The 13360-nt window shown below is 68.3% G+C and carries 12 protein-coding genes and 1 pseudogene; 9 read left to right on the top strand and 4 right to left on the bottom strand.

Annotated features, from left to right (window positions below; translation table 11 throughout):
- Positions 1–16: 16 nt before the first annotated feature.
- On the top strand, positions 17–1303 hold the full coding sequence (locus ABD401_RS01105) for a cytochrome P450 (protein ID WP_344600670.1): 1287 nt from the start codon (positions 17–19) through the stop codon (positions 1301–1303).
- On the opposite strand, the gene ABD401_RS01100 is transcribed toward ABD401_RS01105, so the two are convergent.
- Genes ABD401_RS01100 through ABD401_RS01085 form a run of 4 tightly spaced genes read right to left on the bottom strand, consistent with a single transcriptional unit; the run spans position 1300 to position 6377 of the window.
- Complete coding sequence (locus ABD401_RS01100) at positions 1300–2409, bottom strand: LuxR C-terminal-related transcriptional regulator (RefSeq protein WP_344600668.1); 1110 nt, start codon at positions 2407–2409, stop codon at positions 1300–1302. The genes ABD401_RS01105 and ABD401_RS01100 overlap by 4 nt on opposite strands.
- Before the next feature lie 52 nt (positions 2410–2461).
- Positions 2462–3637, bottom strand: a complete 1176-nt coding sequence (locus ABD401_RS01095; RefSeq protein ID WP_344600666.1) for a TetR/AcrR family transcriptional regulator — start codon at positions 3635–3637, stop codon at positions 2462–2464.
- 57 nt (positions 3638–3694) lie between these two features.
- Positions 3695–5242 carry a long-chain-fatty-acid--CoA ligase gene (locus ABD401_RS01090; RefSeq protein ID WP_344600737.1) on the bottom strand — a complete coding sequence of 516 codons (1548 nt, stop codon included), beginning with the start codon at positions 5240–5242 and terminating at the stop codon, positions 3695–3697.
- Between the two features lie 28 nt (positions 5243–5270).
- Entirely contained in the window at positions 5271–6377 is a 1107-nt protein-coding gene (locus ABD401_RS01085) for an NDMA-dependent alcohol dehydrogenase (RefSeq protein ID WP_344600664.1), read from the bottom strand.
- Positions 6378–6475: 98 nt separating this feature from the next.
- Between ABD401_RS01085 and ABD401_RS01080 the strand changes: the two genes are divergently transcribed.
- The 8 genes and pseudogenes from ABD401_RS01080 to ABD401_RS01045 all read left to right on the top strand — a co-directional run bounded on the left by ABD401_RS01080 (position 6476) and on the right by ABD401_RS01045 (position 13358).
- Positions 6476–7657 carry a lipid-transfer protein gene (locus ABD401_RS01080; RefSeq protein WP_344600662.1) on the top strand — a complete coding sequence of 394 codons (1182 nt, stop codon included), beginning with the start codon at positions 6476–6478 and terminating at the stop codon, positions 7655–7657.
- Positions 7657–8115, top strand: coding sequence for a MaoC family dehydratase N-terminal domain-containing protein (locus ABD401_RS01075; RefSeq protein ID WP_344600660.1), 459 nt, complete (start codon positions 7657–7659; stop codon positions 8113–8115). The genes ABD401_RS01080 and ABD401_RS01075 overlap by 1 nt, the downstream gene beginning before the upstream one ends.
- Positions 8112–8525 carry a MaoC/PaaZ C-terminal domain-containing protein gene (locus ABD401_RS01070; protein ID WP_344600658.1) on the top strand — a complete coding sequence of 138 codons (414 nt, stop codon included), beginning with the start codon at positions 8112–8114 and terminating at the stop codon, positions 8523–8525. The genes ABD401_RS01075 and ABD401_RS01070 overlap by 4 nt, the downstream gene beginning before the upstream one ends.
- A 28-nt stretch (positions 8526–8553) precedes the next feature.
- Positions 8554–9381: an SDR family NAD(P)-dependent oxidoreductase gene (locus ABD401_RS01065; protein ID WP_344600656.1), complete on the top strand. Its 828-nt coding sequence runs from the start codon at positions 8554–8556 to the stop codon at positions 9379–9381.
- The gene (locus tag ABD401_RS01060; protein WP_344600654.1) at positions 9371–10621 is read left to right on the top strand and encodes a CaiB/BaiF CoA transferase family protein; all 1251 of its coding nucleotides are present in this window, start codon (positions 9371–9373) and stop codon (positions 10619–10621) included. Before ABD401_RS01065 ends, ABD401_RS01060 begins: the two co-directional genes overlap by 11 nt.
- Positions 10608–11755, top strand: a pseudogene (locus ABD401_RS01055) (acyl-CoA dehydrogenase family protein). Before ABD401_RS01060 ends, ABD401_RS01055 begins: the two are co-directional and overlap by 14 nt.
- A 40-nt stretch (positions 11756–11795) precedes the next feature.
- Positions 11796–12605 (top strand): enoyl-CoA hydratase/isomerase family protein, encoded by an 810-nt coding sequence (locus ABD401_RS01050; protein WP_344600652.1) that lies wholly within the window; start codon positions 11796–11798, stop codon positions 12603–12605.
- Positions 12606–12608: 3 nt separating this feature from the next.
- A complete protein-coding gene (locus ABD401_RS01045) occupies positions 12609–13358 on the top strand; it encodes an SDR family NAD(P)-dependent oxidoreductase (RefSeq protein ID WP_344600650.1) in 750 nt (249 codons plus the stop codon).
- Positions 13359–13360 lie beyond the last annotated feature (2 nt).

The following is a 13360-nucleotide window of genomic DNA, read 5'->3' as shown; positions in this document are numbered from 1 at the left end:
GCGCGAAAGGACCACCATGACCACAACCGCCCCGGCTCTCCTGACCACCCACGGGGAAATTGATCTGAGCGCGCGTAGCTTCTGGGCCTTGCCGGCCGCCGAACGGGACGCTGCGTTCACTGTGCTGCGCCGGGAGAACCCCGTCCCGTGGAGCCGCCCGGTCGAGTCGGACCTGCTCCCTCCGGAACTCAACACGAAGGGGTTCTGGTCCCTGACCAAGCACGAGGATATTCGGGCGGCGAGTCGCAACGCGGAGGTCTTCTCGTCCGCCGACGGCGTCATCATGGAGAGCTTCGCCCCGGAGCTGACGGAGTTGGTGCAGTCGTTCATCGCGATGGACGCGCCGCGCCACACCCAGCTACGCGGAATCACGATGGACGCGTTCAAGCCCAAGAACATGCGCACCCTGGAGGGATGGATCCAGGGCCACGCCCGGGACCTGATCGACGAGATCGCCGACCTCGGCGAAGGGGACTTCGCCGTCCTCGTCTCCAAGGTGCTGCCGGCGCGCATCTTCCGCAGCATGTTCGGCATGCCCGACGGCGAGATGGGCGATCGGACGGTAGAGGCGTGTCAGCGCCTGCTGGCGTTCACCGACCCCGAGACCTGCGGTGACAAGACCGGGCTGGAGATCCTCGCCGAAGCGATGACGGAGATTCACCAGACCGCCGCGGAGATCGTTCCTCAGCGCCGGGCGAATCCGGGCAACGACCTGATGACGTGGTTGGCGCTCGCCGAGTTCGACGGCAAGCGGATGACCGACGACGAGATCGGCGCGTTTCTCGTCATGGTAGGCGTCGCCGCCAACGACACCACCCGCCATGCCAGCGCCCAGGCGATCCACCTCTTCTCCCAGAATCCCGACCAGCGCAAGCTCCTGGTGGAGGACGTTCCCGGACGCATCGACGGTGCCGTCGAGGAGATCCTGCGTTGCTCCCACCCGCTGAACCACATGCGCCGCACCGCGACCCAGGACACCGTCGTCCGTGGGCAGGAGATCAAGGCCGGTGACAACGTCGTCCTCTGGTACTGCTCCGGCAACCGGGACGAGGACGTCTTCGAGGACCCCTTCCGGTTCGACATCGAGCGCAGCCCGAATCCGCACATCACCTTCGGCGGTGGCGGTCCGCACTACTGTTTGGGTGCCGCGTTGGCCCGGACCACGCTGAAGTCACTGCTCAGCGAGGTCTACACCCGCATCCCGGACATCCACGCCTCCGAGCCGGACTTCCTCATCGGGAACTTCAGCAACGGCATCAAGCGTCTGCCGGCGACCTGGACCCCCGAGTCGGCCTGGCGTTAGGGCGCCGCGCGCACGTTCCGCTCGCCGGTCAGACCGTGGTAGACCGCCGCGGCCTCGATCCGATTGCGCACGTTCAACCGCCGCAGAATCCGCTGCACATGCGACTTCACCGTCGCTTCCGAGACGACCAACTGCTCGGCGATGGTGCTGTTACTGTGCCCGGCGGAGAGCAGGCGGAGCACCTCGCACTCGCGGCGGGTAAGCACTTCCTGGAGGGACGTGGGCGCGGCGATCAGTCCGGCGGTGGAGCGGGCCGAGGCAAGGCCGGCATCTCCCATGCGAACCAGCTCCAACTCCGCCTCGGCGTGGGATCGAACCACCGCTTCGGCGGAGGAGAGCAGCCTTCGGACCTCGGCGCCCTGCGCCCGGAGACGGTGCAGCAACGTCGCCCGCTCGTAGGCGAAGCCGAAACCCTCGGCGAACGCGAAGAGGGCGTCGCGATCGAACTCGTCGACCACCCGGCTCGTGTGGTGGCAGTAGTCGGCATGCAGAAATCCGATCACCCGGCCCTCCGGGATGATCGGCGCCGCGACGTAACTCGTGGTCCCGTAGACGAAGGCCATCTCCGGCACGCCGGGGTCCTTGGCGGTGTCCCGCACCATCAGCGGGCGACGGCGGCGCAGCGCCTCCGTCTCGTTGATTCCCATCTGGAGCGGCATGGGGGCTGCCCGGCTCGCCGCGAGCAGCTCGGCTGCGCGAGTCGGGTCGCCTTCGATGTAGACGCTCTCGGGAACCAGCGTCGAGCCCTCGACGCGGAGCAGCACGGCCCGGTCGAACCCACAGGCGTGACACGCCTCCATGGTCGAGCGTTCGAGCAGCTCCTGCGGAGAGTCGAACGGGCGCAACGCGATCATCGCGTCGTGCAGCCGCGCGAGAGTCTCGCTGCGTCGCTGTTGTTCCGCCGCGGACCGCTCGACCTGCAGTGAGTACATGGAGACGAGGGCGGAGAACGCCGCGCTGAGGTCCGAGTCGAGCGCGGGCAATCGCTGCTGCAACTCCTCGATGAGGACGTCGATGAGTTCACCTGGTTCGGAGCCGTCCCGGCCCAGGATCCGGACGGCCTCGACAGCCTGCGCGATCTGCGCGTCGGTCTGCGACTCGCTCATCGCGGCAACCTACTGCAGCACATTTCCGAGCCGGTACCCATCGATGCGCTCCCTACTGCTGCACGAGCCAGGCAGCTTCGCGGACTGTGGTGCGTAGATTGGGGACTCGGCGCAGCCGGGAGGCGCGGGCGACGTCGTTGGCCATCATCTGCGCTGCCTGCACCTTAATCCGGGCCACCGTCGGCGAGTCGGTGGAATTGTGGGCCCGAGCGATTGCCACCCAGTCCTGGATGTAAGCACGCTGGATCTCATGAACCCGGCGGCTGGCCGCCTCGTCACCGAGGTGCACCGACTCGCTGCTCAACACCCCGATCAGATCGGTCTGATCCAACGCCAGGTCGACATAGGCGTCGCTGAGCCGGCGTAGAACGTTCCCCGGACCGACGCCCTCGGCGCGCGCCGCCCGCAGAATCTCCTGCAGTTGGTCGTGCCCGCGGAGCAGCGCCGCGACGAGGATGTCGTGCTTGCTCGCGAAGTGGTTGTAGATGGTCGGACCGGCGATGCCGACGGCGGCACCGATGTCGTCGATGCTCGTGTCGGCATAGCCCTTCCGGGCGAACAGCTTGATCCCGGCGTCGATGATCTCGTCCACCCTTGTGACCGGTGCGGCCCGCCGCGGTCGTGCCTTGGGGCCGGCGGGCGGCGGATCCATCGACATCACCCGGGTTGCCAGGTCGGCGAGGAGACGTTCGTACTGGCGACGGGGCAGGGACAGGTGATGGAAGGCCACACTGGTCATCGCCTGCAACGCGCACACGGCGAGCAGCTCCATCTGATGGGCAGGCAGTTCAGGCCGGAAGGCTCGGAGCTCGTTGACCAGCCACGTGTTGAGGTGCAGAAACTTCTTCCCCAGGCGGGCTCGTTCGGCGCTTCCCAGGTTGCCGGACTCCCGTTGCCACAGCACCCCGAGCGCGCGGTCGTCGAGAATCAGCGCGGCCAGGATGCCGGCGGCCTCCGACAGCTCCCCCACCGGAGTCGAGGGCAGACTGGACGCCGCACGTTCCAAGGAACCGTCGATCGCGTCGTACAACAGTTCGGCCTTGCCGGAATAGTGATGGTAGACCGCCGACGTACCGACGTTCACCGCCGCGGCAACGTCGGCCATCGACACATTGGCGTAACCGTGCTGGGCAAACAACTCGGCCGCTGCCGTGCGCAGGAGCTCGCGTCGATTGCGCGGCCTGGTGTTGCGATCAGGAGCAGTCGCTCCCGCCGAGGGCGACGCCATACGACACCTCCCTTCGCTCGGCCCCGGACCCGGTCATTATCGGACACTGCTCGCCACTCAACCGATGGCACGTCCTGCCTCGGGCCAGTGCTTCGCCCGCAGCTCACGCTTGAGAATCTTGCCTGCACCGGAGAGCGGCATGGCATCGACGAACTCGCTGGTGCGCGGAGCCTTGTAGCCGGCGATGAGTGCCTTGCAGTGCGCCCGCAGCTCCTCCTGGGTGGCGGTCGCACCGGGGACCAGAACCACGACGGCGTGAACCCGCTCCCCCAGCTCCGGGTCCGGCACCCCGATCACGGCGCACTGAGCCACCGCGGGATGTGTCGCCAAAGCGTTCTCCACCTCGGCGGAATACACATTCTCTCCGCCGCTGACGATCATGTCCTTGAGTCGGTCGACGAGGAACACGAAACCGCGATCATTTAGGTACCCACCGTCTCCGGTGTGCATCCAGCCCCCGCGGAGCGCGTCAGACGTCTCCGCGGGGCGGTTCCAGTAGCCGAGCATCACATTGCCGCCCCGCACCACGACCTCGCCCACGACGCCCGGCGCCACCTCCTGGTCCTCGGCGTCGACGACCCGGACCTCGACGTTCGGGCCGGCCCGACCGGCGGAGCGGCGCAACACCGGATCGGCATGATCCTCGGCGCACAGGTAGGTGGCCAACGGAGCCAGCTCCGTCATTCCGTACGCCTGGGTGAATCGGACACCGGGCAGCGCCGCCTGGGCGCGGGAGAGCAAGGAGTCACTGATCGGTGAGGCACCGTAGATCAGACGCTGCAGGCTGCTGAGGTCGGCCTCGGCGGCGCCGGGCGCGTCGAGCAGCATCTGGATCATCGTCGGCACGAGCAGCACGTCGGTCACCTGGTGTTTCTCGACCGTCTGCGCAACGGCAGCCGGCTCGAAGAACGGCACGGTGACGTGGGTGCCGCCGAGGATGTTGCGGATCAGCACGGTGAACAGGTCGGCGAGATGGAACATCGGCGCGGCGTGGAGGGTGCGACCGCCCGGAGTGAGGAACTCACCGGCCGCGGCAGCCGCCATCGCGGAGATCACCAGGTTGGCGTGCGACAACATCACCCCCTTGGGATGCCCGGTCGTTCCGCCGGTGTAGAAGATCCCGGCCAGCTGGTCCCCCGCCCGACGAGCGTCTTCGACGGGGCCGTGCTCGACGATCAGCCGTTCGTAGTCCAGCGCGCCCTCCGGAGTCGGCCCGTCACCGCAGTGCACCACGGTGCGCAGTCCCGGCACCTGCTCGCGCAACGCCGGAACCATCGGGGCGAAGGCGTCGTCGACGAACAACGTGCCGGTCCCGGAATCGACCAAGGAGTAGGCGATCTCCGCCGGACTCCAGCGGATGTTGACGGGAGTGATGACCGCGTCGGCCCAGGGCACCGCGAACAGGTACTCGACGTAACGGTCGGAGTTCAGCGACAGGATCGCAACCCGGTCACCCGACCCGATGCCGAGCGAACGCAGTGCGCCCGCCAGACGGGCGACGCGTTCTCGCGTCTCGGCCCAGTTCCGCACCCGATCACCACAGATCGTCGACTCGCAGTCCGGGGAGTGCCGGGCATTGCGCTGCAGATGCTGCGTGATGTTCATTGTGACCGCCAATCACCGAAGGTGCGGATCAGAAAACAATGACGCCGCGGAGGTTACGGCCCGACTTCATGTCGTCGTAGCCCTGATTGACCTCGTCCAGCGAGTAGGTCGTGGTGATCAGCTCGTCGAGCTTGAGCACCCCACTCCGGTACATCTCCAGGAGCCGCGGAACGTCGTGCTGCGCGTTCGAGGAGCCGAACAGCGAACCCCGGATCTGCTTCTCGTACAACGTCAGCTCGAAGAGGTTGGTCTTCACGTCCATCTGGGCCGGGTTCCCGATGGCGGTGACGACGACCTTGCCCCGCTTGCCGACGAGGGCGAGTGCGGGCGCGATGACGTCGCCCTCGGCGACATCCATGGTGAGGACGCAGACGTCCGCAAGCTGCCCTCGCGTCAGTTCCGCCACGACGGGCCACGCGTCGTCGATGCTGGCGGCGACGTGAGTCGCGCCGAACTCCTGTGCTTTCTCCCGTTTGAGCTCCACCGGGTCGATCGCGACGATGTGCCGCGCGCCGCCGATGCGGGCGCCCTGCACCGCGTTGATCCCGATGCCACCGATCCCCGCCACCACGACGGTGTCCCCAGGTTTGACCTCACCGGTCCGCACCATGGTGCCGAAGCCCGTCGTCACGCCACAACCGACAAGGGCAGCATTGACCAGCGGGATGTCCTTGTCGATCTTGACGACGGAACCGACCGGGACGACGGTGTGCTCGGTGAAGGTTCCGAGCAGACACATCTGCCCGACGTCCTGGCCGCGCGCGTGGAACCGGTAGGTGCCGTCGAGCTGCGGGCCCAGCAGGACTGAGGCGCCTTGGTCGCAGAGATTCGTCATCCCTCGCGCGCAGTACGAGCACCGACCGCAGGTCGGCAGGAAACTCAGCACCACGTGATCGCCGACCTCGACCTCGACGACTCCCTCTCCGACCTCGACCACGACTCCCGCTCCCTCGTGCCCCCCGAGCACCGGGAACTGAATCGGGATGTCACCGGTGACCAGGTGCTCGTCGGAGTGGCACAACCCGCTGGCTGCGAGTCGAACGAGCACCTCACCGCGCTTCGGTGGGTCGAGCTCGACCTCCTCCACCTCCCACTTCTGACCCAGCCCCCAGAGCACCGCTGCCTTCGTCTTCATCCGTCCTCTTCCCTCCGAGCCACAACCAGATCGCTACTAGTCAAGATTCAGTTAGTGTGGCACTGTAACTGAATCACCGCTAGTACCGGAGGCCGAGATTGTCTGACGGAGCGCGCGTTTCCGGAGTGGGAATGGTCCCCTTCGCCACGCCCAGCAGAGTCGAGAGTTACCCCGTGATGGCCGGGAAGGCGGTCCGATCCGCCCTTGCCGACGCCGGCCTGGACTACACCGCGATCCAGCAGGCCTACGTCGGCTACGTGTACGGCGACTCCACCTGCGGTCAGCACGCGCTCTACGACGTCGGGCTGACCGGGATCCCCGTGGTGAACGTCAACAACAACTGCGCCACGGGCTCGTCCGCGCTCTGGTTGGCCCGCCAGGCCGTCGAGTCCGGCGCCGCCGAATGCGTGCTCGCGCTGGGGTTCGAACAGATGCAGCGAGGTGCCCTCACGTCCCACTGGGACGACCGACCGAGCCCGCTCGGCCGCTTCGACGAGACCACGGACCGACTGCGCCCGCCGAGCGATGCGCCGATGGCGCTCAAGTACTTCGGCGGCGCCGGCGAGGCCTACCGCGAGAAGTACGGCCTGGCCGACGACACCCTCGCCCGGATTGCCGTCAAGGCCCGGGCCCACGCCGCCCACAACCCGTACTCGGTCTTCCGCGACCCGATCACCGTGGATGACGTCATGAACGCTCCGCACATGTACGGGCCACTGACCCGTCTGCACTGCTGCCCGCCGACCTGCGGCGCGGCCGCGGCGGTCCTGTGCTCGCCGGCGTTCGCGGCACGGCACGGCGTGCGTGCAGACGTGACGATCGCGGCCCAGTCGATGACCACAGATCTGCCGTCCAGCTTCTCCACCGACATGATGCGGCTGGCCGGCTACGACATGGCTCGCAAGGCCGCTGATCAGGTCTACGAGAAGGCCGGGGTCTCCCCCGAGGACATCCGAGTCGTCGAACTGCACGACTGCTTCACGGTCAATGAACTCCTCACCTACGAAGCCCTCCGCCTGACGCCCGAGGGCACCGCGGAGAAGTTCATTCTCGAGGGTGACAACACCTACGGCGGAAGAGTCGTCACCAATCCGTCCGGCGGGCTGCTGTCCAAGGGCCACCCCCTCGGCGCGACGGGGCTCGCTCAGTGTGCCGAGCTGGTCTGGCAACTGCGCGGAGAAGCCGGTCGACGTCAGGTCGACGACCTCGAGCACGCGCTCCAACACAACATCGGCCTCGGCGGTGCCGCGGTCGTGACCCTCTACCAGAAGGTGGCGTAATGGGTGTCGATCCGGCCGCAATCGGGACGGTCCTCGAACCAGTGAGCATGGACATCGAACGGGGCCGCTTGGTCGCGTTCGCACGCGCGACCGGCCAGCTCGACCCGGTCTACTCCGACCTGGACGCAGCGAAGAACGCCGGTCATCGGGACCTGCCGGTCCCCCCGACCTTCCTGTTCGCGATCGAGCAGGAGCTGCCGAACGCCTTTCAATGGGGACTCGATCTCGGCATCGACCTGCGATACGTGCTGCACGGCGGGCAGGACTTCTCCTACCACCGCATGGCGTACGCGGGCGAGCGCCTGACCGCGACCTCGACCATCGCCGAGGTCTACACCAAGCGCGGCGGCGCCCTGGAGTTCGTCGTGAAGAAGACCGCGGTCACCGACGAGTCCGGCTCGCTGGTCGCCGACCTGACCCTCACGCTCGTCGTTCGGCACCCGGAGGTGGCGGCATGACCGTTCTCGACGACGCGAGCGTCGGCACCGAGTTGCCGGCCCTGCGCATCCCCCCGATCTCCCGCACGACCCTGGCCCTGTTCGCCGGTGCCTCCGGGGACACCAACCCGATCCACCTGGATCACCTGATCGCGAAGTCAGCCGGCATGGACGACGTCTTCGCCCACGGCATGCTCTCGATGGCCTACCTGGCCCGGCTGCTCACCGACATCGCACCGCAGGAACGACTCCGTTCCTACGGAGTGCGGTTCGCCGCGATCACTCCCGTGGAGGCCGAGCCGACCTGCACGGCGAAAGTGGTCGCCATCGAAGAGGTCGACGGAGAACGCCGCGCGACTCTTGAGCTGATCGCCGCTCTCCCCGACGGCACGACGACCCTCGCGGGCAGCGCTGTCGTCGCGCTCGCCTGATTATCCCTCACTTCTTCTGGAGATTCCCATGGGCAAGTTGGACGGCCGGGTCGCCCTGGTCACCGGTTCTGGCCGCGGCATCGGCCGCGAGATCGCGCTCAAGCTGGCTGCGGACGGCGCCGCCGTGGTCGTCAACGACCTCGACGACGCGCCCGCCAAGGAGACGGTCGCCGCGATCGAAGAGGCGGGCGGCCGAGCGGTGGCCTGTGCCGGGAGCGTCACCACCGACGGCTTCGCCGAGCGGTTCGTCTCGACCGCGGTGGACGAGTTCGGCGGCGTCGACATTCTGGTCAACAACGCCGGCTACACCTGGGACTCGGTCATCCAGAAGATGACCGACGAGCAGTGGGACGCGATCCTCGACGTGCACCTCAAGGCGCCGTTCCGCATCCTGCGCGCGGCGCAGCCCGTGATCGCGGCGGCCGCGAAGGCGGAGAAGGCCGCCGGGGACCCGGTCCGCTGCCGCAAGGTCGTCAACATCTCCTCGCTCGCGGGTACGGGAGGCAACGCCTGCCAGGCGAACTACTCGGCGGCCAAGGCCGGTGTCCTCGGGCTGACGAAGACCATGGCCAAGGAATGGGGCCGGTACAACGTTACGGTCAACACCGTGGCGTTCGGTTTCATCAAGACCCGCCTCACCGCCGCGGCGACCGACGGCGCCACGATCGACGTCGACGGACGCGAGATCGCGGTCGGGATGAGTCCCGCCCTCGTCTCCGCACTGGAGCAGATGATCCCGCTGGGTCGCGGCGGCACACCGGAGGAGGCTGCGGGCGCGGTCTACCTCCTCTGCCTCCCGGAATCCGACTACGTCAGCGGGCAGACGTTGCTCTGCGGCGGCGGTTTTGACATGTGACGAGGGCCGTTCCGGTCCCCTCGACGGCATCGTCGTCGTCGCCATCGAGCAGGCGGTGAGCGCGCCGTTCGCGACGCGCCACCTCGGTGACCTCGGTGCCCGCGTGATCAAGGTGGAACGGGTGGGCGGCGGCGACTTCGCGCGCGACTACGACGACGAGGTGGCCGGAATGGGCTCTCACTTCGTTTGGATCAACCGCAACAAGGAGTCGCTGGCGCTGGACTTCGCGGCGACCGAGGGGCGGGCGATTCTTGAGGACCTGATCGCCGGCGCCGACGTCGTGGTGCAGAACCTGGCGCCGGGCGGTGCGGCGAAGCTCGGCCTCTCGGCGGCGCAACTCGTGGAGCGGTATCCCTCCTTGATCGCGTGCGACGTCTCGGGCTACGGCGAAGGTGGTCCGTACGGCGAGCGGCGCGCGTACGACCTGGTAGTGCAGGCCGAGAGCGCTTCGATCGCGACGACCGGCTGGGCGGACCGTCCCGCCAAGCCGGGCATCCCGATCGCCGACCTCAGCGCCGGTATCTACGCGTTCAGCAGCATCCTCGCCGCGCTCTACCAACGCGAGCGGACCGGCGAGGGCCGGGCCATTTCGGTCAGCCTCTTCGACGCGATCTCCGAGTGGATGGGTTACAGCATCTACTTCACGCAGGGCAGCGGTCGCCGGCACGTTCCCAACGGGGTCAGTCACCCCTCGCTCTCGCCGTACGAGGCCTTCCCGACCGTCGACGGCCGCCAGGTCGTGGTGGCGGTCCAGAACGACCGGGAGTGGTCACGCCTGGCGACCCAGGTGCTGGGGCGACCGGACCTGGTCGCCGACCCACGGTTCGCCACCAGCTCGGCACGCACGGCTCATCGCGGCGAGGTCACCGAGGTCTGCGCCAACGTGCTGCGCGAGCTGACGCTGGATCAGGCGGTGAAGCTGCTCGACGCGGCGGGGATCGCCTGCGGCCGGGTGAACTATCCGGAGGAGCTCCTCGTCCACGCTCAGCACGAGGCACGCGACCGCTGGCGCGCGGTGGACTCGCCCGTCGGCCCGATCCGGTCCCTGCTGCCCCCTCCCGTCGCGACGGGGTGGACCCACCGCATGGATCCGATCCCTGACGTCGGCAGCCACACCGTCGCGATCCTGCGGGGGCTCGGCCGAAGTGACGCCGAGATCGCCGCCCTGGTGGCGGCAGGTGTGGTGGGGCCGGCCCCCGACGGGAACGACCAGACAGGAGACGACCGTGGAAGCCGATGAACTGCGCGCAGTGCTGAAGGAAGTGCGGCGCTTCGTCCGCCAGGAGGTCGTTCCCCTGGAGGAGAGCATCGACGAGAAGGACGAGATCCCGGCCGAGGTCGTGGAAGCGGCCAAGCGGATGGGGCTGTACGGGTTCGCCATCCCGACGCAGTACGGCGGCCTCGGGCTGTCGATGCACGAAGAGGCTCAACTCGTCATGGAGCTCGGCTGGACGACGCCGGCGTTCCGGTCACTGTTCGGCACCAACAACGGCATTGCCGGCCACACGCTGCTCGAAGGTGGGACGCCGGCGCAGCGGGAGACCTACCTGCCCAGGCTCGCGAGCGGCGAGTGGGTTGCCTCCTTCGGCCTCACCGAGCCCGAAGCGGGGTCGGACCCCGGCAGTCTCACCACCCGCGCCGTGCGCGACGGCGACTCCTGGGTGATCAACGGCTCCAAGCGTTACATCACCAACGCGCCGGTGGCCGACGTGATTCTGGTTTTCGCGCGGACCTCGCCCACGGGCCCGCCGAGTCGTAGCGTCTCGGTCTTCCTGGTGCCGCGGCTCACGCCCGGAGTGAGCATCGGCCCGAAGGACCGCAAGATGGGCCAGGCCGGCGCGTGGTGTGCCGACGTGATGCTCGACGACGTCCGAGTGCCCCACGAGGCGATGATCGGGGGCGAGGAGGGGCCGGCTACGTCACGGCGATGCGCGCTTTGGCGCACGGCCGGTTGCACATCGCGGCTCTCTGCGTCGGCATGGCCGAGCGACTCGTGAACGAGTCGTTGAGCTACGCCCTGGCTCGGCAGCAGGGCGGCAAGGCCATCGCCGAGTTCCAACTGGTGCAGGCGATGCTGGCCGACTCCCAGACCGACACGATGGCGGCGCGAGCGCTGGTGCTCGACACAGCACGCCGTTTCGACGACGGCGTCGACGTGAAGCTCGGCCCGGCGGCGAGCAAGTACTTCGCGAGCGAGGCGGTCGGCCGGGTCGCCGACCGCGCGGTCCAGATCCACGGCGGGGCCGGATACATGCGCGGTGTCGCGGTGGAGCGGCTGTACCGCGACGCACGGCTGTTCCGCATCTACGAGGGCACCTCTCAGATCCAGCAACTGGTCATCGCCGGCCAGATGGTCCGGGCCGCCCGGTCCTGAGCCGGCCCCTTCTTCAGCACGCTCAGCGAAAGGCAGCCACATGTCGCACTGGTACTCCGAGTTCCCCAGTCTGCAGTTCTCCCGCAGCGAGGCGGGGGTGCTGGAGATCGTGCTCGAGGCGCCGGGACTCAACTCCGTCGGGCCCCAGATGCACCGCGACCTCGCCGACGTCTGGCCGGCTGTCGAAAGTGACGACGACGTCCGCGCCGTCGTGGTTCGTGGCGCCGGTACGGCGTTCTCGTCGGGCGGGAACTTCGAGCTGCTGGACAACATGATCAACGACTACGCCAGCCGGATGCGAATCATGCGCGAGGCCCGCGACCTGGTCTTCAACGTTCTCAACTGCTCCAAGCCGATCGTCTCCGCCGTGTGCGGCCCGGCGGTGGGCGCGGGTCTGGTCGTGGCGGTGCTCGCCGACATCTCGGTGGTCGGACGGACGGCCCGGATCATCGACGGGCACACGCGCTTGGGGGTCGCCGCCGGTGATCACGCTGCGATCTGCTGGCCGTTGCTCGCCGGCATGGCCAAGGCGAAGTACTACCTGTTGACCTGTGAACCCCTGCGCGGCGAGGAGGCCGAGCGCATCGGCCTGGTCTCGAAGTGCGTCGACGACGACGTGGTCGTCGAGACGGCGACGCGCATCGCGACGCAGCTCGCGGAGGGTGCACCAACCGCCATCCGGTGGACGAAGCACAGCCTCAACCACTGGTACCGCATGCTGGGGCCGGCCTTCGAGGCGTCACTGGGCCTGGAGTTCCTCGGCTTCGGCGGGCCGGAGGTGCGCGAGGGCCTGGCGGCGCACCTCGAGAAGCGTGCGCCCGTGTTCGCCACGGCGACGGCGGGGGCCTGAGCCATGGGTGACCTCAGCGGCCGGGTGGCCCTGGTGACCGGTGGCGCCGGCGGGATCGGCCGAGCCGTCTGCCGCGCTCTCGCGGCGGCGGGGGCCACGGTCGCCGTGTGCGACCTCGACGGCGAGGCCGCCGCGGCAACGGCAAAGGACCTCGGCGACGGTCACGGCGCCTACTCCGCCGACATCTCCGACAGCACCGCCGTCGCCGACCTCGTGGCCCGCGCCACGCGCGAGCTGGGCCCCATCGGGATCCTGGTGAACAACGCCGGCATCGACAAGATCGAGCGCTTCGTCGACTCCACCGAGGCCACGTGGCGGACGATCGTCGACGTCAACTACCTCGGCACCGTGATCGTCACGCGCGCCGTCCTCGACGCGATGCTCGAGCAGGGTTTCGGGCGCATCATCAACATCGGCTCCGACGCCGGACGGGTCGGCTCCTCGGGCGAGGTCGTCTACTCCGGTACCAAGGGGGCCATCATCGCGTTCGGCAAGGCGCTCGCCCGCGAGGTCGCGTCCAAGGGGATCACCGTCAACACCGTCTGCCCCGGACCGACCGACACAGCGCTGCTGCAACAGGTGGCCGATCACAACCAGAAGATGTACGACGCCCTTGCGAAGGCCGTTCCCATGAGGCGCATCGGCGCCCCGGAGGACGTCGCCCCGGCTGTGGCCTTCTTCGCCGGACCCGGCGCATCCTTCATCACCGGCCAGACGCTGTCGGTCAGCGGCGGCCTGACGATGGCCGGGTAGCG

Source organism: Sporichthya brevicatena, from assembly GCF_039525035.1.
In the GTDB taxonomy this organism is placed as follows: domain Bacteria; phylum Actinomycetota; class Actinomycetes; order Sporichthyales; family Sporichthyaceae; genus Sporichthya; species Sporichthya brevicatena.
This window is presented reverse-complemented; position numbering and strand designations above follow the sequence as displayed.